Consider the following 24,709-nt stretch of genomic DNA (forward strand, 5'->3'; position numbering starts at 1 on the left):
TATTACGCGACTGTCATGAGCGGCACAAGCCTGCTGATCACAGGCGGGCCTTGATGGCGGCCTCGATGCCGGCCGTGTCCAGCCCCGCATCGGCGAGGAGTTCCTCGCGGGTGCCGTGGCTCTGGAAACGGTCGGGGAGGCCCAGGTGGAGCAGGCGGGCGGTCACGTCATGGCGTGCCAGGCACTCGGCCACGGCGCTACCGGCCCCGCCGGCGACCACATTGTCCTCGATGGTGACGATGAGGTCATGGGTACGAGCGGCTTCCAGCACCCGGGTTTCGTCCAGGGGGCGGACAAAACGCATGTTGATCACGGTCGCATCCAGGGTGTCGGCCACTTCCAGAGCCTGGGTGAGCAGGGTGCCGAAGGCCAGGATGGCCACGCCCTTGCCCTTGCGGCGGATGTCGGCCTCGCCCACGGGCAGGGGCAGCAGGCCTTCGTCGATGGTCACGCCGGTGCCCTTGCTGCGGGGGTAACGCACCGCTGCCGGCTGATCCAGCAGATAGCCGGTGGACAGCATGCGGCGGCATTCGTTTTCGTCGGCGGGGGTCATGATGACCATGCCGGGGATGCAGCGCAGGAAGGACAGATCGAAGCTGCCCGCATGGGTGGGGCCGTCGGGACCCACCACACCGGCGCGATCGATGGCCAGCAGCACCGGCAGATCCTGCAGCACCACGTCGTGGATCAGCTGGTCATAGGCGCGCTGCAGGAAGGTGGAGTAAATGGCCACCACCGGCTTCAAGCCCTCGCAGGCCATGCCGGCGGCCAGGGTGAGGGCGTGCTGCTCGGCAATGCCCACATCGTGGTAACGCTCCGGGTACTTGCAGGCAAAGGCCCGCATGCCGGAACCCTCGCACATGGCCGGTGTGATGGCCACCATGCGCTCGTCGGCGGCGGCCTGGTCGCACAGCCAGTCGCCGAACACCTGGGTATAGGTGGGCGTGCCGCCGCTCTTGCCGTTCTGGATACCCTGTTCCGGATCGAAGCTGCCCACGCCATGGTAGGTGCAGGGGTCTTCCTCCGCCGGGGCGTAGCCGCGGCCCTTATGGGTGACCACGTGGAGCAGCAGCGGCCCGTCCATGGCCTGCAGGTTGCGCAGCATCTTGACCAGTCCGACCATGTCATGGCCATCGACGGGGCCGTAGTAGTTCAGGCCCAGTTCCTCGAACAGGGTGCCTGGAATGATCATGCCCTTGACGTGTTCTTCGGCGCGACGCATGAATTCGCGCATGGGGGGCATGTGCTCCAGGACCTTCTTGCTGCCTTCCCGCATGGTGGAGTAGATGGGGCCGGACAACAGGCGGGCCAGATAGCGGTTCATCGCGCCTACGTTGGGCGAAATGGACATGTTGTTGTCGTTGAGGATGACCAGCAGATCGGCCTTCTCGTCGCCGGCGTGATTGAGGGCCTCGAAGGCCATGCCGGCGGTCATGGCGCCGTCGCCGATGATGGCGATGGACTTGCGTTTTTCCCCTTTCTGGCGGGCCGCCAGGGCCATGCCCAGTGCTGCGCCGATGGAGGTGCTGGAGTGGCCGACGCCGAAGGCGTCATAGGGGCTCTCCTCTCGCTTGGGGAAGCCGGCGAGGCCGTCCTTCTTGCGCAGGGTGTGCATGGCATCCCGGCGGCCGCTGAGGATCTTGTGGGTGTAGCTCTGATGGCCCACGTCCCAGACCAGGCGGTCTTCCGGGGTGGCGAAGGTATAGTGCAGGGCGATGGTCAGTTCCACGGTGCCCAGATTGGCCGCCAGATGACCGCCGGTGCGGGAAACCGATTCCAGCAGGAAGGCGCGCATCTCGTCCGCCAGTACGGGGAGCTCATTGAGAGAGCACTTGCGCACGTCTTCCGGTGAATGGATGCGAGACAGCAGGGGGTACGAAACGGTGTGTGTCATTTCACTGTCGTTCGGCGAAAAGTGCATTATCCGGAGGGGCGCCCGGCCGCGCAAGCCGAAACCTGCATGGGCCGGGTGCCGCGGCGGTGGCTCAATGGATGCGTTCGATGATGTAGCGTGCGATCCAGCGCAGCAGGTCGGCGCCTTCGTCCAGCTCCTTGAGGCTGTCCAGGGCGCGATCCACCAACTCCCGGGCCTGCTGCTTGGAGGCCTCCAGGCCGATGATGGCCGGATAGGTGGCCTTGCCCAGGGCTTGGTCCGCGCCCTGGGTCTTGCCCAGGGTCTGGGTATCACCTTCAACATCAAGAATGTCGTCACGGATCTGGAAGGCCAGACCGATGGACTTGGCAAAGCAGTCCAGTTTGGCCGTGAGCGGCTCGTCCACATCCGGGCAGCTGTTGAAGCCCAGCATCACGGCGGCCCGGATCAGGGCGCCGGTCTTGTGGATGTGCATGTTTTCCAGCTGGGCGATGTCCGGTGTCTGGCCCTCGAAGCTCAGGTCGATGGCCTGTCCACCCACCATGCCTCGGGAGCCGGATGCCCGGGCAAGGTGTTCGATCATGCGCAGTCGGGCTCGGGGATCGTCCACCATGGCCGGATCGCAGGCCAGGATCTGGAAAGCCAGAGTCTGCATGGCGTCTCCGGCCAGGATCGCCGTGGCCTCGTCATAGGCCTTGTGACAGGTGGGTTTGCCGCGGCGAAGGTCGTCATCGTCCATGGCCGGCAGATCGTCATGGATGAGGGAGTAGACATGGATCAGCTCGACCGCGCAGGCGGGACCATCCAGGCGTTCCAGCGGAACGCCCAGGGCCATGCCGGTGGCATAGGTCAGGACGGGCCGAATGCGCTTGCCGCCGTTGAGTGCCGAGTAGCGCATGGCTTCATGCAGACGCATCGGCAGGATGTTTTCCCCCGGCAGCCAGCCGGCCAGGGCGTTCTCAAACCGTTGCTGCAGTTCGGAAATGCGGGGCTCCACTCAGCGTTCTCCTTCCTCGTCGGACTCGTGGTCCGGCGTGTCAAAATCGATGTCGGTGCCGCTTTCGGTGAGTTGGCGGACCTTTTGTTCAGCCTGGGTCAGGGCCTGCTGGCACCGACGGGTGAGGGCGATGCCGCGCTCGAACTCCTTGAGTGAGACTTCCAGGCTCAGTTCCCCTTGCTCCATGCGGGCGACCAGCGCCTCCAGTGCCTCCAGGTCCTGCTCGAAGGTGGCGGGCTCGGCGGGCGGGAGCGTCTTCTTCACCATCACTACCTGATCCTTGATCGGGGATGTATCTGAAAGGCTGCTAACTTATAGGAATCCGGCGGGACGGGAAAGTCCAACGGCGAGTTTGCCTGTCCTGGATCGGGTCAGATCCACTCCAGGACGTCGCTCAGGCGTCTGGCCGCCATCACATCCATGCCGTCGATGGGCTTTCTGGGGGCGTTGCCGGCGGGCACGATGGCGCGGGTGAAGCCATGCTTGACGGCTTCCCGCAGGCGTTCCTCGCCGTTGGGCACGGGGCGGATCTCCCCTGCCAGACCCACCTCGCCGAAGCTCACCAGTTCATGGGGCAGGGGGCGGTCGCGGAAGCTGGACAGGGCCGCCAGCAGCATGGGCAGGTCCGCTGCCGTCTCGGTGACCCGGACCCCGCCCACCACGTTGACGAAGACATCCTGGTCATACAGGGCCAGGCCGCCATGGCGGTGGAGTACCGCCAGCAACATGGTGAGGCGGTTCTGTTCCAGCCCCACGGTGATGCGGCGCGGCTGCGGGGCATGGCTTTCGGCCACCAGGGCCTGCACCTCAACCATCAGCGGTCGGGTTCCCTCGCGGGTAACCATGATGACGCTGCCGGAGACGGGGGCTTCATGGCGGGACAAAAAGATGGCCGAGGGGTTGGTGACCGGCTTGAGACCGGTTTCCAGCATGGCGAACACGCCCAGTTCGTTGACCGCGCCGAAGCGGTTTTTCACCGCTCGCAGGACCCGGTAGCGTCCCCCGGGATCCCCCTCGAAATAGAGAACGGTATCTACCATGTGCTCCAGTACCCGGGGGCCGGCGATCTGACCTTCCTTGGTGACATGGCCGACGATGAACAGGGCAGTCCCCGTCTGTTTGGCGTAGCGCACCAGGACGGCGGCACTTTCCCGTACCTGGGCCACCGAGCCGGGGGCGGACTGCAGCTGTTCGGAGTAGATGGTCTGGATGGAATCCACCACCATCACCTGGGGTCGTTCCCGTTCCGCGTGGGCGGTGATCCGTTCGACACAGGTTTCGGTGAGCAGGCGCAGGTCGTCGCAGGGCAGGCCCAGGCGGCGCCCTCGCAGGGAGACCTGTTCCGGAGATTCCTCGCCGGTGACATACAGGCTGCGCAGGTCCGGCAGGGTGGCCAGGGTCTGCAGTAGCAGGGTGGACTTGCCGATGCCCGGGTCGCCGCCGATCAGCACCACCGAGCCCTGTACCAGCCCGCCACCCAGGACCCGGTCCAATTCGGAAATGCCGGTGCCGGTACGGGCCTGTTCGCCGCCGCTGACATCGCCCAGGCGGCGCACCTGGGGAGCGGTGGTGCCGGCATAACCGGCAAAACGGCCGGCGGCGGGTGTGGTCGGTGCCGAGACCACCGTCTCCATGGCGTTCCACGCGCCGCAGTCCGGGCACTGGCCGCTCCACTTCGGGGTCAGCGCCCCGCAGGCGGTGCATTGGTACTGGGTCTTTGGTTTGGCCACGACGGCTTACTCCTGTGCCGTCGGGCGTGGCGGCAGGCGAGGGCTGACGCGCACGGTGCGGATGGCGTTGTTCTTCACCTGCACGATTTCCATGGGATACCCCTGTATGAGCACACTGATATTGGCATCGGGAATGGTTTCCAGATGTTCCAGCAGCAGTCCGTTGAGGGTGCGGGGGCCGTCCAGGGGGAAGTGGGAGCCCAGCAGGCGGTTGAGTTCGCGCAGATGGATGGTGGCATCCACCAGGTAGCTGCCGTCGGCCTGGGGGAGGATTTCCGGGGTGATGGCGCCCGGGTCCGAGGTGAACTCGCCCACCACCTCCTCCAGCAGATCCTCCAGGGTGACCAGCCCCTGAATGTCGCCGTATTCATCCACCACCAGACCGATACGCCGCTTCTCCCGCTGGAAGTTGAGGAGCTGGCGATTGAGGTTGGTGCCTTCGGGAATGAAGTAGGGATCACGCAGGGATTCGCGTAGCTGCCCCGGAGACAGTTCGTTGCGGTAGACCATGGGCAGAACCCGGCGAAGGTGGATGAAGCCCAGGATGTTGTCCACGTTGCCCTCGAACACCGGCAGTCGTGTGTACTGGCTGTGAATGAGCTGCTGGGTGATTTCGTCCCAGTCATCTTCCAGGTCAATACCCACGATCTCGTTGCGGGGCACCATGATGTCTTCCACGGTGGCCTTTTCCAGATCCAGCAAGTTGACCAGCATGCGCTGATGGCGGGCCGGGATCAGGGCGCCGGCCTCGTTCACGGCCACCCTCAGCTCCTCGCTGGAGAGGGCGTGCTGGGCACGGGTCTGGGCGCGCACGCCCAGCAATCGCAGAACGGTGTTGGCCAGCAGGTTGACCGTCCACACCAGGGGGTATGCGACGACCATGAGGGGGGTGTAGACGTAGGCGGCCGGGTAGGCCACCTTCTCCGAGTGCAGGGCCGCCAGGGTCTTGGGAGCCACCTCGGCGAAGACCAGCAGGGCCAGGGTCAGCAGGCCGGTGGCGATGGCGATGCCCGCATCCCCGTAGAGCCGGAAGCCAATATAGGTGGCCAGCTGGGTGATGATGATGTTGACGAAGTTGTTGCCCAGCAGGATCAGGCCGATCAGCCGGTCCGGCTTGTCCAGCAGCCGCTGGGCCCGACCGGCGCCCCCGTGCCCGGCCTGGGCCAGGTGGCGCATGCGGTAGCGGTTGAGCGCCATCAGCGCGGTTTCGGAGCCGGAGAAGAAGGCGGAGCAGAAAAACAGTGTGACCAGCAATGCCGCCAGTACACTCAGGGGTATTTGTTCCAAGGTGGGTCCGGTACCACGGGGCGGTTGAACACCCGTGGAATTACACGGGCCGGATCATGTCTCTGTCAAGGGGAGTGCCGCGATGCGGGACGGGGCCGTCGTGGAAGCCGGCCCCGTCCCGCCATCCGGCGCGGTTTGCCGTCAGACGCCCAGGATCATCTCCAGGACCATCTTGCTGCCCACATAGGCCAGGAACAGCAGGGCGAATCCGATCAGGGTCCAGCGGGCGGCCAGTCGGCCGCGCCAGCCGAAGCGGAAACGACCGATCAGCAGGGTGGCGAAGATCATCCAGGCGATGATGGCGAATACCACCTTGTGGGCCAGGTGCTGGGCGAACAGGTCTTCCAGCACGAACAGGCCGGTCACCAGAGCCGCGGTCAGGAAGATGAAACCCCAGCCGATGACATGGAACAGCATGGAATCCATAGTGGACAGCGGCGGCAGGGCACGGATCAGGCCGCCGGGGCGGTGGTTGTGCAGGCTGTAGTTCTGCAGGGCCAGTAGCGCGGCCTGGATGGCGGCGATGGTCAGCAGGCTGAAGGCGATCATCGCCAGCAGCATGTGGGCGCGCAACCCTGGATCGGCGACGGTGGAAGTATGAAGGTCACCCGCCAGGGCCAGTTCCAGGGACACCGTGACTCCGGCGAAGGGGAGCAGGAGGATGCCGAGGATATGGATGGGGTAGCGGATGGAGGCTATCAGCAGGAAGAAGGCGATGAGCCAGGCCACCATGGAAATCACGCTGAAGACCCCCATTCCGGCGCCGTTGGCACTGAAGACGTGGAGGTAGAGCAGCAGGGCGTGCAGGGCGACCGCGCCTCCCCAGACGGAGAACAGGAGCATCTTGCCCCGGGCAGGCGGCGTGGCACCGCCCGAGCCCTTGCGCAACCGCTGCATGAGCAGGGCGCCCCCTGTGAAGTAGAGCACGGTGGTGATGAATCCGATGGCGGCTACGAGCATTTATGAGCACCAAACCTTAGATTTCAATTGAGAATCATTGCATAAATTCCCTTCTCGGAGAAGGGAACGAACATCATATCGGTCACGGCGGACAGCGTGTTAGGATCAAGCTCAATATTCTGGTCCAGCAAGGTGTGCAAGGAGCATGCAGATCACGGTCCTGGGTTGCAGCGGCGGTATCGGCGCCGGCCGCCGCACCACCGCCTTCCTGATTGATGACGACATCCTCATCGACTGCGGCACCGGGGTGGGCGACCTGTCCCTGGATGCCATGGCCAGGATAAGGCATCTGCTGATCACCCATACCCATCTGGATCATATAGCCTGTCTTCCGCTGCTGCTGGACACCCTGTTCAGCCGTTTGCAATCCCGGCCCCTGGTGATCCATGCCCGTGCGGATTGCATGCATATTATCCATGATCACATTTTTAATTGGCAGATCTGGCCGGATTTCTTCGAGTTGCCGGAACGGGAGCGGCCGGTGGTGCGGTTTCATGCCATGGAGCCCGATGTTCCCATTCACCTGGACGGGCGTCGCATCGACATGCTGCCGGTGGCCCACTCGGTACCGGCAGTGGGGTATCGGGTGGAGCGGGACGGGGCGGCCTTTGCCTTCAGTGGCGACACCACCAGCAATGACGGCTTCTGGGAGGCCCTCAACGCCCATGAGACCCTGGACCTTTTGTTCGTGGAGTGCGCCTTTCCAGACCGGGAGCAGGCCCTGGGCCAGCGGGCGGGACATTACTGCCCCTCGCTACTGGCCAGGGATCTTGCCAAGCTGCGTCATGCTCCCCGGGTCGGCATCACCCATCTCAAATCCGGGGAGGAAGACAGCGTGTTTGCCTCGCTACGGGCCCGGGTTCCCAGGCGGGAGCTGCTGCAGCTCTGCAGTGGTGATGTTTTCACGATATAATCCCCCACCCCTCCAACCGGTTGCATGCAGCGCCGCGGCGCCTCAAAGCCTATGTTCGACAGCCTTTCAGAACGCCTTCAGGGCACTATCAAGCGCCTTCGCGGCCAGGCCCGCCTGACCGAGGAGAACATCCAGGACACTATCCGCGAGGTCCGCAAGGCCCTGCTGGAAGCGGACGTGGCCCTACCGGTGGTGCGCGAGTTCATCGCCCGGGTGAAGGAGCGGGCGGTGGGTCAGGAAGTGCTGGCCAGCCTGACTCCGGGCCAGGCCCTGGTCAAGGTGGTGAACGATGAGCTGATCAAGGTCATGGGCGAGGCCAATGACGGCCTCAAGCTCAACGTACAGCCGCCGGCGGTGATCCTCATGGCCGGCTTGCAGGGGGCGGGCAAGACCACCACCGTGGCCAAGCTGGCGCGCTGGCTCAAGGAGCGTCAGGACAAGAAGGTGATGGTGGCCAGCTGTGACGTCTACCGTCCCGCCGCCATCCGGCAGCTGCAGACCCTGGCGGGCGAAGTGGGTGTGAACTTCTTCCCCAGCGAGTCCGGTCAGGACCCCCTGGACATTGCCGCCGCCGCCCTGGAGCAGGCCCGCAAGCAGTACCAGGACGTGCTGATCGTGGACACCGCCGGGCGTTTGCACATCGACGGGGAGATGATGGACGAGATCCGGCGCCTGCATGCGCGTCTGGATCCCGCCGAGACCCTGTTCGTGGTGGACAGCATGACCGGCCAGGACGCCGCCAATACCGCCAAGGCCTTCAACGACGCCTTGCCGCTCACCGGCGTGGTCCTCACTAAGGCCGATGGTGACGCCCGGGGTGGGGCGGCCCTGTCGGTGCGTCACATCACCGGCAAGCCCATCAAGTTCCTGGGCATGGGCGAGAAAACCGCCGCCCTGGAGCCGTTTCATCCCGACCGCCTGGCCTCCCGCATCCTGGGCATGGGGGATGTTCTCAGCCTGGTGGAAGAGGCTTCCCGCCAGGTGGACCAGGACAAGGCCGAGAAGCTGGCCCGCAAGATCAAGAAGGGCAAGACCTTTGATCTGGAGGACCTGCGTGACCAGCTCGGGCAGATGTCCAAGATGGGCGGGGTGAGTTCCCTGTTGGAGAAGCTGCCCGGGGCGGGGGATCTGCCCGATGCCATCAAGAACAAGTCCCATGACAAGGATCTGCAGCGCATGGTGGCCATCATCAACTCCATGACTCCCAAGGAACGTCGTCATCCGGACATCATCAAGGGATCACGCAAGCGGCGCATTGCGGCCGGGTCCGGCACCCAGGTGCAGGACGTGAACCGCCTGCTCAAGCAGCACATGCAGATGAGCAAGATGGTGAAGCAGTTCTCCAAGGGCGGCATGAGCAAGATGATGAAATCCCTCAAGGGCCGCATGCCGGGAGGGCGTTTGCCCTTCTGAAGCTTGTACCTTGCCGAAGCGCGTGTATAATGGCGCGTTTTTCCGGGGCATGTCCCCCAAACGATACCAGACAAGCAGGGCTAACAGCAGATGGTAACGATTCGACTGGCTCGCGGCGGCGCCAAGAAGGCGCCTTTCTACCACATCGTGGTGACCGATTCCCGCAGCCGCCGCGACAGCGGCTACATTGAGCGCGTGGGCTATTTCAACCCCGTGGCCCGTGGTCAGGAGGTGCGTCTGCACCTGGATGCCCAGCGCGTGGAGCACTGGCTGTCCAAGGGCGCCGCGGCTTCCGACCGTGCCGCGAGGCTGATCAAGGAATTCACCAAGCAGAACGCTGCCGCCGCCTGAGGCGACGGCCCGTTCGAGTCACCCCGCCGATGAACCGTCCGGACTGGATCATACTGGGTCGCATTGCCGGGGTGTACGGCGTCAAAGGCTGGGTCAAGCTGTTTTCCGAGACTGAGCCCCGCGAAGGCATCGTGGACTATGATCCGCTCTCCATTCAGATCGGCGGCGAGTGGAAGGTTCTGAAGGTGGAAACCGGTCGGGCCCATGGCAAGGGCGTGGTGGCAAAGCTGGAGGGCATCGATGATCGCGATGCCGCGGCGGCACTGATTGGCGCGTCCATCGGCATTCGCCGGGAGCAACTGGAACCCTTGCCGGAGGGCGAGTATTACTGGGCCGATCTGGTCGGACTGGAAGTGATCAACCTCGAGGCCGTCAGTCTGGGCTGGGTCGACCATCTCATGGAAACCGGCGCCAACGACGTACTGGTGGTGAGCGGAGATCGTGAGCGTCTGATTCCCTATGTCAGGGATCAGGTGATCCAGGAGATTGACCTGGAGGCAGGCATCATTCGCGTGGACTGGGACCCGGATTTCTAGGTCCGCCACGGTGAGATTCGATGTCGTCAGCCTGTTCCCCGACTGGGTGGCCTCGGTCGCCGACTGGGGTGTCACGGGGCGTGCCCGCGAGCGCGGGCTGATGTCCGTCCATTGCTGGGACCCGCGGGACTTCACCCGCGACCGGCATCGCACCGTGGATGACCGTCCCTACGGGGGGGGGCCCGGCATGGTGATGAAGGTGGATCCCCTGCGCCAGGCCATTCAGGCAGCCAGGGCCGACGACGAAACACCGGCCCGAGTGATCTACATGAGCCCCCAGGGGCAAAGGCTTGACCAGGCAGGTGTTCACCACCTGGCAGCCCTGCCCAGGGTCATACTGCTGGCAGGCCGTTACGAAGGTATCGACGAGCGGCTGATTCAGCTGGAAGTGGACGAGGAATGGTCCATCGGCGACTACGTGCTGTCCGGTGGCGAGTTGGCAGCCATGGTGGTGATCGATGCCTGCGCCCGGCTCTTGCCCGGGGCCCTGGGGGATGAACTGTCCGCCACGCAGGATTCTTTCAGCCAGGGGCTGCTGGATTGTCCTCATTACACCCGGCCGGAAGTGGTGGACGGGTTGGGCGTGCCGGAAGTGCTGCGTTGCGGTGACCACGGCCGCATTGAGCGTTGGCGTCGCAAGCAGGCGCTGGGTCGAACCTGGGAACGGCGGCCCGATCTATTGGCACAACAGGAATTAAGCGAGGCGGACTGCCGCCTGCTGGAAGAATATCAACGCGAGCTGGCGGACGCGCAGGCCGCGCCGAGCAGTGACTGACAGGGGTCGAAACATGAGCAACATCATCCAGCAACTGGAAGCCGAGCAGATGAACCGCGAGGTGCCCGATTTCACGCCAGGCGACACCGTTGTCGTCCAGGTAAAGGTGAAGGAAGGCAACCGTGAGCGTCTGCAGGCCTTTGAAGGCGTGGTCATCGCCAAGCGCAACCGCGGCCTCAACTCCGCCTTCACGGTGCGCAAGATCTCCCATGGCGAAGGTGTGGAGCGCGTGTTCCAGACCTATAGCCCCACCGTGGCGGAGATTCAGGTGAAGCGTCGTGGCGCCGTGCGCCGCGCCAAGCTGTACTACCTGCGTGGTCGCACCGGCAAGGCTGCCCGCATCAAGGAAGACATCAAGTAATAGCGGTGGTCTTGAGAGTCATGAAGAAAGCGCTTCGGGAAACCGGGGCGCTTTTTTTTCGCCTGCGTTGATGGGCCGCCGGAGGATGTGGTCAAGGAGTATCGTCATGCCTGGTTTACGGATGCCTAAGGTTTTCCTGGTCTTTTTCCTGATAAGCCTGGTGCTGGGCGGGATGCCGCGGGTCCTTGCCGACCCGGTGGTGGATGAGGCCATGGCCCTGTCGCGCCTGGGTGCCACCGATCTGGCCCTGGGGGTGCTGGCGAGGCAGCCGGTGGATTACCAGGCCCAGCCGGGGCGCTGGATGGCCCGGGAGCAGGCGCGTATCGAGATCCTGGGAACCAGCGAGCGTTGGGAGCAGGTGGTGGAACGGACTCAGGGAGTACCGGTGGAACTGCCGGTGGATTTCGTGATCTGGACCCGTACCCGGCAGGCCCATGCCCTCATCGCCCTGGAGCGGGGGCGGGAAGCACGGGATGTGCTCAGGCCCCTGATCTGGTTTGGTGCCTCGAACGCCACGGACTCCTGGTTTCGGGCCTGGCGCCGCATGCTGGCGGAATCCTACAGCCTGGATGGTCGGCCGGAAGACGCCCTGATCGCGTTGCGTCGTTACCGTCTGGATTACGGCAGCGAGGCCGGGGATGCCGCACTGCTGGAAGCGCGCATCCTGCTCTCGGTGGGGCGGCATGAGGAAGCGGTCAACACCCTGACCGGCGTGGACGGTCACGAGGCCGGTGCCCTGCGCATCCTGGCCCGGTTCCGGGCCGGCGCGCTTGCCGCCGAGGAGGCGGTCAGCCAGGCCGGTCGGGCCGCCCGCGGACAGGACCGGGACTCGGTGGCGGCGGCGCGCTATCTGGCGGTTGCGGCCGTGGCCGCCCGGTCGTTGCAGGACCCGGTGCAGCAGATTCCGGTGCTGGAATCCGCCCTGGTGGCCCAGTCCCGGCTGGGTAGCGGGGATGACCTGTATCGACTGACGGCGGAGCCGCTCTGGCAGAGCTATCTGCGCCTGGGGGAGCGTCTGGCCAACGAGCGTCAGCTTCTGATCGGTGACGACGAGGCCTGGTTCGCGCTGGTGGACAGTCTGCAGGCCCGGCAGCCCCTGGCTGCCCGTGGGCTGCTGGCGGTCGTTGCCCTGAGAAGCCCCATGCCGCAGGGGCAGGCCCAGGCCCATCGGCGTCTGAGTGAGCAGCTGGCGACCATCGAAGGTCTGGGTGCGTCATTGCTGCAGGCCCTCTATCTTGGCGACGGCCCGTTCGGAGCGGCCGACCGGGTCCCGGCTCCGGTGCGTCATCTACTGGCGGAAACCGCCCTGGGACAGGGAGATCTCGATACCGCTTCCCGTCTGATGGCGGGTCTGGAGCGGGCGCCGGAGGGGGTGGACCCGTTCCTGTGGGGATTGCGCCGGGCGCGTACCCTGATCCTGGGCGGCCAGGAGGAGGCGGGTATCGATGGTCTTTACCAGGTGCTGTCCGGGGTTCGTCAACTGGAGGGCGAGGCGGCGGACCGTTTCATGCAGGTATTGTTCGATCTACAGTCGGTCCGCCGTCATCAGGACGCGTTGAACCTGTTTCAGGTGATTGCTCCCCGATTGACGGAGCGGCGCAGATTGCGGGAGCTGATGTTCTGGCAGGCCGACTCCCACCGTGCCCTGGGCGAGCATGAGCAGGCCGCCCGGTTGTATCTGCGCTCCGCCCTGCTGGGAGACAGTACCGACATGTGGGCGCTCAGTGCCCGGTTCCAGGCGGCCGAGGCGCTTGGGGAGGCGGGGCTGGTCCGGGATGCCAGGGTCATCTACGAAGACCTGATCCGCCGCACCCCGGAGGCGGAGCGCCGGGTGGTGCTCAGACAGCGCTTGCAGCAGTTGCAGTTGCAGCAGTAGGCTGGCGGGCATGGTTTCATCCATGCCTTGCAGTCCCGATTACGATCTGGTCATGGACTCGCCCCTGGGGCGACTGGCCCTGCGTTGCTCCGATCGGGGGCTGATGGCGCTGGATTATGTCACCGGCGAAGTCCCCCTGCGCGATCCCCGCAATCCCCTTTCGTCCCGGGCCGCGACACAGCTGCGGCACTATTTCAATGATCCCGCCTTCATTTTCGACCTGCCCCTGGATCTGGGAGGGACTCCGTTTCAGCAGCGCATCTGGTCGGCGCTGTGCCGAATTCCCAGTGGTGAGGTTCTCAGCTATGGAGGGCTTGCCCGTCGGCAGGGGTCTGGTCCCCGGGCGGTCGGTGGTGCCTGCCGGGCCAACCCACTGCCGGTGATCGTTCCCTGTCACCGGGTGATCGCGGCCGACGGCAGTCTGTGCGGCTATGGGGGCGAGACCCGTGGCGCCGGTCTTGAGATCAAGTCCTGGTTGCTGGCGCACGAAGGCGTGTTGGTACCCCCGTCATGGCGAATTATTCCTATGGGTTCTTAGGATATTCCCTTGTGTATTGACATTTGTCTATATTGCGCTCAGTCTTACGCAAAAGGGCTCGGGGCGCCCGTCTGCGTGCTTTTCGGGGGCTGCAAAGACAACAACGGCGTTGCAAAAACGTGTGGAGGACAGGGGTATGCTGAAGAACATCTTGGCCTGCGTGGCGCTGGCCGGAAGCTTGGTGGGTGGTGCCATGGCTTCCGATTCACCGTATCTGACCGGGCGTGAACAGTTGCTCATGCTGGCCGATGACAATCCCGCGGAACTGACCATGTGGCGTGGCGAGGATCTGTTTCATGAGGTCCGGGGACCGAAGAATGCATCCTTGGAGCGCTGTGACTTCGGGCTTGGACCCGGCGTCTTGAAAGGGGCCTACGTGCAGATGCCGCGCTGGTTCGAGGATGCCGGTCGGGTCATGGATCTGGAGTCCCGGATCATCCACTGCATGAAGACCCTCCAGGGGTTCACTGACCAGGATGATCCCATTGCCCGCAAGCACTCCAGCGACACCCGTGAGGCGGATCTGGTGGCCATTTATACCTACGTGGCCAGCCAGTCCAACGGCATGAAGTGGAATCCGCCCATGAATCATCCCATGGAACGGCTGACCCGCAACGCCGGGGAGGTCCTGTTCCATCGTCGCGCCGGCAGCATGGACTTTGCCTGCGCCACCTGCCACACCACGCCCCGCAAGCGTATCCGACTGTCCTTCCTGCCGGTGGAATCCAATGTTGAGGAATGGTCCAAGGCCATCTCCTGGCCCGCCTACCGCATCGGTCACGGGGTGGTGAGGACTTCCCAGCACCGGGTCCGGGGCTGCTATTACCAGATGCGCCAGGCCGGTATCCAGTTCGGGTCGGATGCCTCTGTTGCCATCATTTCCTACTGGACCCATCAGGCCCGGGGTGGCGTGGCCACGCTGCCTGATCTCAAGCGCTGATACCGGGGGGAGCGCAGACCATGAACCAACAAAAAAGCATTGTCGGGTATGTCTTTATCGCCATCGGCGTGGCCGTGGCCTCGGCGGTCCTGATTGCCGGTTGTGCCCAGCCACGGCCGGATACCCAGGCGGAGCGGGATTTCAGTCGCATGTCTCCGGAAGCCTACGCTGAATACCTGATCTTCCGCTCGGGCAGTTTCAACCTTGACCAGGAAACCCAGGAAGGCCGCACGGCGGCGGACCGCATGGTGCAGGACCCCCTGCAGCGCATGTGCAGCGAGGCCCGCAACCGCCCTCAGCCCGAGATGGCTGTCCGCATCGTCGGCGCGGCCCGGGACAGCATCGTCTATCCCGACGGCGGCATCCAGCTGGGCGACTGGCGCCAGGGAGCCGAGCTGGCCCGCAGCGGGACGGGTTTTCGCATCGGGCATAATGTGGATGACCATAGCCGGCCCGTGGGCGGGAACTGCTATGCCTGCCACCAGCTGGACCCGGATGAACTGGGTTTCGGCAATCTGGGGCCCAGCCTGGCCGCCTATGGTGCCCTGCGCGGTGACAGCGAGGCGGTGCGCAAATTCGTCTACGATATGATCTACAATCCTCATAGCTTCTTCCCCTGCACCCAGATGCCTCGCTTTGGTGTCAATCAGTTCCTGAGTCAGGAAAGCATTGCTCACATCATGGCCTACCTGCTGGACCCGGAATCGCCGGTGAACTCCCGCCACGCCAGATGACGGTCACGCCCGGGACAGGGATGTCCCGAATCTTTTCCCTGAGTGACGTAAAACCTCTATCATCTCCGCGGAGTCCATTGGGGACTTCCGGGCGGACGGCCCGTGCCCGTCCGCCGTTTTTCTTCCCCGGCATCGCCCTTGTCTTGAGTCCCGAGAGAATCCTTACATGTTGAGTTACCGTCACGGCTTTCACGCCGGCAATTTTGCCGACGTGCACAAGCACGCGCTGCTGGCCTGTGTGCTGGCGGCCCTGACCCGCAAGGACAAGCCGCTGGCGGTGGTGGATACCCATGCCGGGGCCGGTCTTTATGACCTGCATGACCCGCTGGCGCTCAAGACCGCCGAATACCGGGATGGCGTGATGCGGGTCTGGTCTGCACCCAATCCACCCGAGGCCCTGTCACCCTATCTGGAGATGATCCGCACCCTGAACGCGGCGGATGGCGCCTTGACCCTGTATCCCGGATCCCCCACCGTCTCCCGGATGCTGACGCGGGATCAGGATCGACTGATCCTCAATGAACTGCACCCGGCGGATCATGGGGTGCTGCGGGCCAACTTCTCCGGCGATCCGCGGGTGGCGGTGCATCAGCGGGACGCCCGTGAACTCCCCAAGGCCCTGCTACCGCCGGTGATCCGTCGCGGACTGGTCCTGGTGGACCCGCCCTATGAGCGGGACCGGGAGTACCGGGAGACCCTGGATCTGATATTGGAGGCCCATCGTCGCTGGCCGACCGCGGTCGTCATGGTCTGGTATCCCATCCTGTCCGCCGGGCGGCACCGGGGCCTGGTCCAGGGCCTGGCGCGGGGCGGCGTCAAGGACCTGCTGGTGAGCGAGCTGTGCATTGCCCCGCCGCAGACCCCCATGGGGCTCAATGGATCGGGCATGGCCATCCTCAATACGCCCTGGCAGCTTGATCGGACTCTGGCCGACGTACAGGCCTGGTTGTACGCCTGCCTTGACCCCCAGGGGCAGGGGGGCAGCACGCTGGAATGGCGGGTACCTCCGCAAGGGGATTGAGTCCCCCCCTTGAAACCCGACTGATCATCCCCAAGTACCTCTCACCTGATCAGAGCCAATTCTCAATCGCGGAGCATCCATGAGCGTTGATACCCACAAGGAAACCCGACAGTTCCAGACCGAGGTCAGCCAGCTGCTGCACCTGATGATCAATGCGCTGTACTCCAACAAGGAGATCTTCCTGCGCGAACTCATCTCCAATGCCGCCGACGCCTGCGACAAGCTGCGCTTCGAGGCCTTGTCCGATGACGCCCTGATGGAAGGACAGAGGGAGCTGCAGATCCAGGTGAGCTTTGACAAAGAGGCCCGTACCATCACCGTGCGTGACAACGGTATTGGCATGAGCCGGGAGGAGGTGATCCAGAACATCGGCACCATCGCCCGTTCCGGCACCCGGGAATTCATCGGCAAACTCACCGGCGACCAGAAGAAGGATGCCCATCTCATCGGCCAGTTCGGCGTCGGCTTCTATTCCGCCTTCATCGTCGCCGACCGGGTGACCCTCACCACCCGCCGTGCCGGCATGACCCCGGAGCACGGCGTGCGCTGGGTCTCCGACGGCAGCGGCGAATTCTCCGTGGAAACCGTGGAAAAGGCTGAGCGGGGCACCGAAGTGGTGCTGCACCTGAAGGCGGACGAGGACGAGTTCCTGGATCAGTGGCGGCTGCGTCACATCATCACCCGCTATTCCGACCACATCCCCCTGCCCATCGCCATGCCCGGCACCGACGACCAGGGTGAGTCCAACGGCGAATGGGAAACGGTGAACCGGGCCAATGCCCTGTGGACCCGTCCCAAGTCGGAGATCACCGACGATGAGTACAAGGCCTTCTACAAGCACGTGGGCCACGACTTCGAGGACCCCCTGGCCTGGACCCACAACCGGGTCGAGGGGCGCCAGGAATACACCTCCCTGCTGTACATCCCCACCCGCGCGCCCTTCGATCTGTGGGACCGGGACCGTCGCCACGGGATCAAATTGTATGTGCAGCGGGTCTTCATCATGGACGACGCCGAACACCTGATGCCCACCTATCTGCGCTTCGTGCGCGGCGTGGTGGACTCCAGCGACCTGCCTCTGAACATCTCCCGCGAGATCCTGCAAAGCAACAAGCTCATCGACGGCATGCGCTCTGGTTCGGTGAAGAAGGTGCTGGGACTGCTGGAGGACATGGCCGCCAACGAGCCCGAGAAGTACCAGGGCTTCTGGGATGCCTTTGGTCGGGTGATGAAGGAAGGCCCCGGCGAGGACTATGCCAACCGGGAACAGATCGCCCGTCTGCTGCGCTTTGCCAGCACCCACACCGGTGAGTCCGCCCAGACCGTCTCCCTGGCGGACTATGTGGCGAGGATGAAGGAAGGTCAGCAGCACATCTACTACATCACCGCCGACAGCCATACGGCGGCCCTGCACAGCCCCCATCTGGAGGTCTTCCGCAAGCGGGGCATCGAGGTGCTGCTGCTGTCCGACCGGGTGGACGAGTGGCTGGTGTCCCACCTGCACGAGTTCGACGGCAAGTCCCTCAAGTCCGTGGCCAAGGGCGAACTGGACCTGGGCGACACCGAGACCGAGGAAGAAAAGCAGGCTCAGCAGGCTGCCGAGGAGAAGGTCAGGGATCTGTTGCCGCGCATCAAGGCGGCTCTGGAGGAACGGGTGGAAGACGTGCGGTTCTCCCACCGGCTCACCGACTCACCGGCCTGTATCGTCCTCTCCGAGCACGACATGGCCCTGTACATGCAGCAGCTGCTCAAGCAGGCGGGTCAGAACCTGCCGGATACCCGCCCGGTGCTGGAGGTCAACCCGGCCCATCGCCTCATCGAGCGCATGGGGGAGGAGACCGACGATGCCCGTTTTGCCGACTGGGCCAGCCTGCTGATGGATCAGGCGATCCTGGCTGAAGGCGGCCAGCTGGAAGATCCCGCCGGCTTCGTGCGGCGTTTGAACGCCCTGATCACCAGCGGCTGAGGGTGATGCCCGGTGCCCCTCTCCCCGGTCGGGGAGAGGGGCATTTTTTTGTGCGCCATAGCCCATTTCCCACCGATTTTCCAGCTTGAATTTCTCCCGTCCAGGGGCTAGTCTTGCCCCACGAAATTCCCCTATGTTGTGCTAATGCATTCTGCAGAGCACAACAAGTTGTATCTCAAAAAGGAATCCCCCGATGAAATCCCAGGCCGAACAAGCCCTTGCGAATCCGTCTTCACGGGAAGTGCCGATGCAGCCGGCCTCCCTGGACATCTGGGACAAGAAGTACCGTCTCAAGACCCGCACCGAAGAGGTTCTGGATCAGGCCCTGGATGATACCTGGAAGCGCATCGCCCGAGCCCTGGCCGATGTGGAGGCCACCCCCGAGCTGCGGGAGAAATGGTACGGCAAGTTCCTCTGGGCCCTGCGCCAGGGGGCGATCCCGGCCGGCCGCATCATCGCCAATGCCGGTGCCTGGGAGCACAAGCCCGCTACTTCCACCATCAACTGCACCGTGTCGGGCACCATCCATGACTCCATGGACGACATCCTGCAGAAGCTCCACGAGGCGGGCCTGACCCTGAAGGCGGGCAGCGGCATCGGCTATGACTTTTCCACCCTGCGTCCCCGTGGGGCTTATGTCTCCGGTGCCGGTGCCTATACCTCCGGGCCTTTGTCGTTCATGGATATCTACGACAAGATGTGCTTCACCGTGTCCTCTGCCGGGGGGCGCCGGGGGGCGCAGATGGGCACCTTCGATATCGGGCACCCGGACGTGGTGGACTTCATCCGCGCCAAGCGCGCGGACGGCAGCCTGCGCCAGTTCAACCTCTCCCTGCTCATCACCGCCGATTTCATGCAGGCGGTGAAGGATGACGCCGAATGGCCCCTGGCCTTCCCCATGACCCTGCAGGAGGCGGAGCAGGACGGCATCGACCTGGATGATCCGGCGCAGGTGCTGTGGCGCGACTGGCCCGATCCCGCCGACTACATCACCAATAATGACGGCCTGGTGGCCTGCCGCATCTACCGACGCCTGCCGGCCCGCAAGCTGTGGAACGTGGTCATGACCTCCACCTATGACTATGCCGAGCCGGGCTTCGTGCTCATCGACAAGGTCAACGAGATGAACAACAACTGGTGGTGCGAGCAGATCCGGGCGACGAACCCATGCGGCGAGCAGCCGTTACCTCCTTATGGGGCATGCTGGACTGGCGATATGCGTTTGAATACCAATTTCGGTCTCATTCGCACCGAGGATGCCTTTGCCTTGGTGCAGCAAGGCGAGGCGTTGAAAGTGGCCGTGGATGATGTGTTTTCCGGGCAGAAGACGGACCTGAGGCCCTGTACCTTGGTTGAAAACGGAACCCGCGAGGTGTTCGAGGTTCGCTTCGACAATGGTCAGCGTATCGAACTGACCGCGGATCATCAGGTATACACACCAGATGGCTGGCGTCGGGTGGACCAACTTGATGTGGGCAGTCTTGTCCACGTGCAGGCCCGGGAACTGTCCCATCTCTCCTTGGCGGACCCCTTTTACCTGGGCGCCCTGAAATACCTCCTGCAGACTTACACCGGCGATCAGTTGATGGTGACCCGTCAGTCCCGGCGGGCTTTGTTACGCACCTTGCTGGATCAGCTCAAGGTGAATTATCAGGAAAGTCCCAAGGGGCTTCAGCTATCGCGCTACCACCCACTGATGGAAGAGATTGATCGTCTGGATCTGTCTCTGGCCCCCTTGCGGGCGGTGGAAGGTTACGTCCATGCCGCTCAGTTGACCGCCGGCCGCTACAAGGACAAGCCGGCGGCATATGGTGAGCGGGTCGTTTGTGAGGCGCTTGCCGAGGCCATCAAGCGCCTGACCCATGAGCCTGTGCGCATCAGTCGTCACCGTAAGGAGACGTACCGGGTGCTGCTACCCGATCTGGCCCTGCAGATGCCGACCATGGATCGTTATGCCCTGGATCTGGAGTATGCAACCTACGGCTGGTTACTGGCCGATAGATGGCTTACCCATTCGGCAGGCGTGTTGTTCAGCGATCAGGACGATGTGGCCATGGAGACAATTGCGCCGCAGTTTGCTGCCATGACAGGGACTTCAGGTACGCTGCGTCAGGCGTATACGGGGCAGGTACGCAATGTGTACTCTCTGGCTTGCTATCGTGCTTCCGCTGTTGAGAACCTGAAATCGAATCTGGGCCTGGAGGATTATCGCTCTCGCCAAGTGCGGGTGCCGGAGCGGATCTGGCGTGCGGACTCTGCCAAGCAGGCATCATTTTTGACGGCCGTGTTCTGCGCCGATGGCAGCATCGACACTGAAAAGCTCAATATCCGTCTGACTTCTGCCTCTCGGGAGTGGTTGCAGGATATCCAGCTTCTGTTGCTGAATTTCGGGATTCACGGGACCATCATGGCGTCCGTTTCCAGAGGCAACGCCTTCTACATACTTTGCCTGCAGCATCAGGATGCTTATCGTTTTTATCGGTATATCGGATTCCTTTTCAACACCACCAAGCAGGAAAAGCTGGAATCCCTGCTGGCTGGCAAGGAGCGGTGGCGGGCACCCAAGGAAGACCATGTCGCCCGAATTGAGGCCATCACCGCCATGGGTGAGCAAACGGTGTATGACATCGAGGAATATTCCACCCATACGCTGGTGGTGAACGGCGTGGTTGTTCATAACTGCCTGCTCGGCTCCATCAACCTCACCAAGTTCGTGCGCGAGCCCTTCACCGCCAAGGCCCGGTTCGACTGGGAACAGTTCCGGGAGACCGTCGCCGTCTTTACCCGCATGCTGGACAACGTGGTGGAGATCAACGGCCTGCCACTGCCCCAGCAGCGGGAGGAGATCATCCGCAAGCGCCGCCACGGCATGGGCTACCTGGGGCTGGGTTCCGCCATCACCATGATGGGCATGAAGTACGGCGAGGAAAGATCCCTGCGCTTCACCGAGGACGTCACCCGGGAGATGGCCCTGTCGGGCTGGCGCACCGGTCTGTCCCTGGCTCGGGAGAAGGGGCCGGCGCCCATCATGGAAGAAGAATTCGAGGTGACCCCCACCCTGCTGCGCCTGCGCCCGGAAATGGAGCAGGACGGCATCAAGGTGGGCGACAGGATCAAGGGCAAGGTGCTGCATGCCCGTTACAGCCGTTACATGCAGCAGGTGGCTCAGGTGGACCCTGAGCTGGTGAAGTCCCTGGCGGCCCAGGGCTGCCGCTTTACCCACCACACCTCCATCGCGCCCACGGGGACCATCTCCCTGTCTCTGGCCAACAATGCCAGCAACGGGATCGAGCCCTCGTTCGCCCATCACTATGCCCGCAATGTGATCCGCTCCGGCAAGAAGACCAAGGAAAAGGTGGATGTGTACTCCTTCGAGCTGCTGGCCTACCGGCACCTGGTCAATCCCGAGGCCATGCCCTATGCGGAAGACCCCAAGGCCCAGCTGCCCGAGTATTTCATCACCGCCGACGAGATCGATCCCAAGGCCCATGTGGATGTGCAGGCGGCGGCACAGCGGTGGATCGACTCGTCCATTTCCAAGACCATCAACGTGCCCACGGCCCATCTGTTCGACGACTTCAAGGACATCTACATGTACGCCTATGAGCAGGGGCTCAAGGGCTGCACCACCTTCCGCTTCAACCCGGAGGCCTTCCAGGGCGTGCTGGTGAAGGAAAAGGATCTGGAGAACACCACCTATCGCTTCGTGCTGGAAGACGGCAGCGTGGTGCTGGCCAAGGGCAACGAAGAAATCGAATACGACGGCGAGACCCACAACGCCGCCAATCTTTACGATGCCCTGAAGGAAGGGTATTACGGTAAATTCTGAACAGGGGCATCATCATGACCATCAAGATCAGCAGTAAGATCGTGGATTTCGGCATCAGTCGCGAGCCTCACCCCGATGGTGAGAGCCAGCCGCCGGCAATGCCCCAGGAACCGGCGCCCGTGGCGGCGCCGGCCGCGGACAAGGCCGACAAGGCCCCCAAGGTGGTGCACATGCACGAGAAGCTGGAACGGCCGGAGATGTTGCTGGGGTCCACCTACAAGCTGAAGACCCCGCTCTCCGAGCATGCCCTGTACGTGACCATCAACGATGTGATCCTGAACCCGGGCACCGAGCACGAACTGCGGCGCCCCTTCGAGATCTTCATCAACTCCAAGAACATGGATCACTTCCAGTGGATCGTGGCCCTGACCCGCATCATCTCGGCGGTGTTCAGAAAGGGCGGTGACGTCACCTTCCTGGTGGAGGAGTTGCGCTCGGTGTTCGATCCCCGGGGTGGCTATTTCAAGAAGGGCGGCAAGTACATGCCCTCGCTGGTGGCCGAGATCGGCGATGCCATCGAGAGCCACATGCGGATGATCGGCCTGATCAAGGACGAGGGCCTGGACGAGCACCAGCGCCGCCTGGTGGAGGAAAAGCGCGCCCAGTACGAGGCCAGCGTGCACCAGGCCAGCGACGATCCCCAGGCCCGGGAAAGCTTTCCTCCCGGTGCCCAGCTCTGCGGCAAGTGCCACACCAAGGCGGTGGTGGTGATGGACAACTGCCTCACCTGCCTGAACTGCGGCGACAGCAAGTGCGGCTGATGGGAAATGAAATAATGATGTGACATGAAAAAAGCCCCCGCCGATGGATCATCGGCGGGGGCTTTTTTTAGGTGCGCCTGGCGGCTTGACTCCCTCGGGGGGCGGATCAGGCCTGACTCTCGATCTTTGCCCAGGTATCCCGCAGGGTGACGGCCCGGTTGAATACCGGGCGCTCCGGGGTGCCGTCCGGGTCGGCGGCGAAATACCCCAGGCGCTCGAACTGGAAGGACTCGCCCGGACGTGCCTGGGCCGTCTCCGGTTCGAGGCGGGCATCCGGGATCACCACCAGGGATTCCGGGTTCAGATGTTCGATGAAGTCCACGGCCTTGTCGCCGGCGGGGTCGGGCGTCTGGAACAGACGGTCGTAAAGCCGGACTTCGGCCTGTACTGAGTGGACGGCGGAGACCCAGTGGATGGTGCCCTTGACCTTGCGGTTGGCGCCGGGCTGGCCGGAGCGGGTGTCCGGGTCCAGGGTGCAGCGCAGTTCCACCACCTGGCCGTCCGCGTCCTTGATCACTTCGTCGCAGCGGATGATGAAGGCATTGCGCAGGCGTACTTCGCCGCCGGGCTTGAGACGGAAGAACTTCTTCGGCGCTTCTTCCATGAAGTCGTCGGCCTCGATGAAGATTTCCCGGGACATGGCGACCCGGCGGGTTCCCATGTCCGGCTTCTGGGGATGGACCGCCGCTTCCAGCCACTCCGTCTCGCCTTCCGGGAAGTTGGTCAGCACCAGCTTGAGGGGGCGCAGGACGGCCATGGTACGGGGGGCGCGTTCGTTCAGGTCATTGCGCAGGGCGTTTTCCAGCACGCCGAAGGGGATGATGGAGTCGGACTTGGTGACGCCGATCTCGGCACAGAAGGCACGGATGGCCTCGGGGGTGAAGCCCCGGCGACGGACCCCGGCCAGGGTGGGCATGCGGGGATCGTCCCAGCCGCTCACATGGCCTTCATCCACCAGGCGGGTGAGGCGGCGCTTGGAGAGGACGGTGTAGTCCAGGTTCAGCCGGGAAAACTCGATCTGTACCGGGTGGGACGGCACCGGCAGGTGTGCCAGTAGCCAGTCATACAGGGGGCGGTGATCCTCGAATTCCAGGGTGCACAGAGAGTGGGTGATGTGCTCGATGGCATCGCTCTGGCCGTGGGCGTAGTCGTAACTGGGGTAGATGCACCACTGGTTGCCGGTACGCGGGTGGGTCAGGTGGCGGATGCGGTAAATGACCGGGTCCCGCAGGTTGATGTTGCCGGAGGCCATGTCGATCTTCGCCCGCAGCACATGGGCGCCGTCCGCGAACTCGCCAGCCCGCATGCGCTGGAACAGATCACGGCTCTCTTCCCTGGGGCGGTTGCGGAAAGGACTTTCCACGCCGGGTTCGGTGAGGGTGCCGCGCTGGGCGCGGATGGTGTCCGCGTCCTGACTGTCCACATAGGCCAGACCGTGGTCGATCAGGTGCAGGGCCCACTCGTAGAGCTGCTCGAAGTAGTCGGAGGCATGGCGCTCATGCTTCCAGGCATAGCCCAGCCAGTGCACATCCTCCTTGATGGCATCGATGTAACGCTGCTCTTCCTTGGCCGGGTTGGTGTCGTCGAAACGCAGATTGGTATAGCCGCCGAACTCCTCGGCCACACTGAAGTTCAAGGCGATGGACTTGGCATGACCCAGGTGCAGGTAGCCGTTGGGCTCCGGCGGAAAACGGGTGATGATCTGCTGATACTGGCCCGCTTCCAGTTCCTTGCGGATGCGGTTGCGGATGAAATGGGTGGGGCCCTGGGTGTCCGGTTCGGTCATTGCCTGATGCGTGCTTGGGATAAGCCGCTCAGTATACGGGGGAGGTCGGTGCGGCGCCAATA

The 24,709-nt window shown here is 63.7% G+C and carries 21 protein-coding genes; 14 read left to right on the forward strand and 7 right to left on the reverse strand.

Annotated elements, in window-relative coordinates; translation table 11 throughout:
- Nucleotides 1–37: 37 nt before the first annotated feature.
- The 6 genes from dxs to ECTPHS_RS00155 form a co-directional block, all read right to left on the reverse strand.
- A complete protein-coding gene (gene dxs, locus ECTPHS_RS00130) occupies nt 38–1,894 on the reverse strand; it encodes a 1-deoxy-D-xylulose-5-phosphate synthase (RefSeq protein ID WP_040404582.1) in 1,857 nt (618 codons plus the stop codon).
- Between the two features lie 91 nt (nt 1,895–1,985).
- Nucleotides 1,986–2,870 carry a (2E,6E)-farnesyl diphosphate synthase gene (gene ispA, locus ECTPHS_RS00135; protein ID WP_008930629.1) on the reverse strand — a complete coding sequence of 295 codons (885 nt, stop codon included), beginning with the start codon at nt 2,868–2,870 and terminating at the stop codon, nt 1,986–1,988.
- Nucleotides 2,871–3,137: an exodeoxyribonuclease VII small subunit gene (locus ECTPHS_RS00140; protein WP_008930630.1), complete on the reverse strand. Its 267-nt coding sequence runs from the start codon at nt 3,135–3,137 to the stop codon at nt 2,871–2,873.
- A 104-nt stretch (nt 3,138–3,241) separates the two neighbouring features.
- Nucleotides 3,242–4,600 (reverse strand): DNA repair protein RadA, encoded by a 1,359-nt coding sequence (radA, locus tag ECTPHS_RS00145; RefSeq protein ID WP_040404583.1) that lies wholly within the window; start codon nt 4,598–4,600, stop codon nt 3,242–3,244.
- 6 nt (nt 4,601–4,606) lie between these two features.
- Entirely contained in the window at nt 4,607–5,887 is a 1,281-nt protein-coding gene (locus ECTPHS_RS00150) for an HlyC/CorC family transporter (protein ID WP_040404585.1), read from the reverse strand.
- A 141-nt stretch (nt 5,888–6,028) separates the two neighbouring features.
- A complete protein-coding gene (locus tag ECTPHS_RS00155) occupies nt 6,029–6,847 on the reverse strand; it encodes an inner membrane protein YpjD (RefSeq protein WP_008930633.1) in 819 nt (272 codons plus the stop codon).
- Nucleotides 6,848–6,992: 145 nt separating this feature from the next.
- Here ECTPHS_RS00155 and ECTPHS_RS00160 point away from each other — a divergent pair, with 145 nt between their 5' ends.
- The 14 genes from ECTPHS_RS00160 to ECTPHS_RS00225 all read left to right on the forward strand — a co-directional run bounded on the left by ECTPHS_RS00160 (nt 6,993) and on the right by ECTPHS_RS00225 (nt 22,861).
- Nucleotides 6,993–7,760, forward strand: a complete 768-nt coding sequence (locus ECTPHS_RS00160) for a 3',5'-cyclic-nucleotide phosphodiesterase (protein WP_008930635.1) — start codon at nt 6,993–6,995, stop codon at nt 7,758–7,760.
- 51 nt (nt 7,761–7,811) lie between these two features.
- A complete protein-coding gene (gene ffh / locus ECTPHS_RS00165) occupies nt 7,812–9,173 on the forward strand; it encodes a signal recognition particle protein (RefSeq protein WP_008930636.1) in 1,362 nt (453 codons plus the stop codon).
- A gap of 90 nt (nt 9,174–9,263) precedes the next feature.
- A complete protein-coding gene (gene rpsP, locus ECTPHS_RS00170; RefSeq protein ID WP_008930637.1) occupies nt 9,264–9,524 on the forward strand; it encodes a 30S ribosomal protein S16 in 261 nt (86 codons plus the stop codon).
- 29 nt (nt 9,525–9,553) lie between these two features.
- A complete protein-coding gene (gene rimM / locus ECTPHS_RS00175) occupies nt 9,554–10,060 on the forward strand; it encodes a ribosome maturation factor RimM (protein ID WP_008930638.1) in 507 nt (168 codons plus the stop codon).
- Between the two features lie 10 nt (nt 10,061–10,070).
- A complete protein-coding gene (trmD, locus tag ECTPHS_RS00180; RefSeq protein ID WP_008930639.1) occupies nt 10,071–10,835 on the forward strand; it encodes a tRNA (guanosine(37)-N1)-methyltransferase TrmD in 765 nt (254 codons plus the stop codon).
- Between the two features lie 13 nt (nt 10,836–10,848).
- On the forward strand, nt 10,849–11,196 hold the full coding sequence (rplS, locus tag ECTPHS_RS00185) for a 50S ribosomal protein L19 (protein ID WP_008930640.1): 348 nt from the start codon (nt 10,849–10,851) through the stop codon (nt 11,194–11,196).
- A 121-nt stretch (nt 11,197–11,317) separates the two neighbouring features.
- Nucleotides 11,318–13,072, forward strand: coding sequence for a tol-pal system YbgF family protein (locus ECTPHS_RS00190; RefSeq protein ID WP_141565200.1), 1,755 nt, complete (start codon nt 11,318–11,320; stop codon nt 13,070–13,072).
- Nucleotides 13,073–13,094: 22 nt separating this feature from the next.
- Nucleotides 13,095–13,610: a methylated-DNA--[protein]-cysteine S-methyltransferase gene (locus tag ECTPHS_RS00195; protein WP_040404587.1), complete on the forward strand. Its 516-nt coding sequence runs from the start codon at nt 13,095–13,097 to the stop codon at nt 13,608–13,610.
- Between the two features lie 136 nt (nt 13,611–13,746).
- Complete coding sequence (gene soxA, locus ECTPHS_RS00200; RefSeq protein WP_008930643.1) at nt 13,747–14,550, forward strand: sulfur oxidation c-type cytochrome SoxA; 804 nt, start codon at nt 13,747–13,749, stop codon at nt 14,548–14,550.
- Between the two features lie 20 nt (nt 14,551–14,570).
- Nucleotides 14,571–15,284 carry a sulfur oxidation c-type cytochrome SoxX gene (gene soxX / locus ECTPHS_RS00205; RefSeq protein WP_008930644.1) on the forward strand — a complete coding sequence of 238 codons (714 nt, stop codon included), beginning with the start codon at nt 14,571–14,573 and terminating at the stop codon, nt 15,282–15,284.
- Nucleotides 15,285–15,450: 166 nt separating this feature from the next.
- Nucleotides 15,451–16,305, forward strand: coding sequence for a 23S rRNA (adenine(2030)-N(6))-methyltransferase RlmJ (locus ECTPHS_RS00210; RefSeq protein ID WP_008930645.1), 855 nt, complete (start codon nt 15,451–15,453; stop codon nt 16,303–16,305).
- A 79-nt stretch (nt 16,306–16,384) separates the two neighbouring features.
- Nucleotides 16,385–18,271, forward strand: coding sequence for a molecular chaperone HtpG (gene htpG, locus ECTPHS_RS00215; RefSeq protein WP_008930646.1), 1,887 nt, complete (start codon nt 16,385–16,387; stop codon nt 18,269–18,271).
- 193 nt (nt 18,272–18,464) lie between these two features.
- Complete coding sequence (locus ECTPHS_RS14130) at nt 18,465–22,100, forward strand: LAGLIDADG family homing endonuclease (protein WP_008930647.1); 3,636 nt, start codon at nt 18,465–18,467, stop codon at nt 22,098–22,100.
- Between the two features lie 14 nt (nt 22,101–22,114).
- Nucleotides 22,115–22,861, forward strand: coding sequence for a hypothetical protein (locus ECTPHS_RS00225; RefSeq protein WP_008930648.1), 747 nt, complete (start codon nt 22,115–22,117; stop codon nt 22,859–22,861).
- 106 nt (nt 22,862–22,967) lie between these two features.
- On the opposite strand, the gene ECTPHS_RS00230 is transcribed toward ECTPHS_RS00225, so the two are convergent.
- Entirely contained in the window at nt 22,968–24,647 is a 1,680-nt protein-coding gene (locus ECTPHS_RS00230) for a glutamine--tRNA ligase/YqeY domain fusion protein (protein WP_008930649.1), read from the reverse strand.
- Nucleotides 24,648–24,709: the final 62 nt, after the last annotated feature.

This window comes from Ectothiorhodospira sp. PHS-1, from assembly GCF_000225005.1.
GTDB lineage: Bacteria > Pseudomonadota > Gammaproteobacteria > Ectothiorhodospirales > Ectothiorhodospiraceae > Ectothiorhodospira.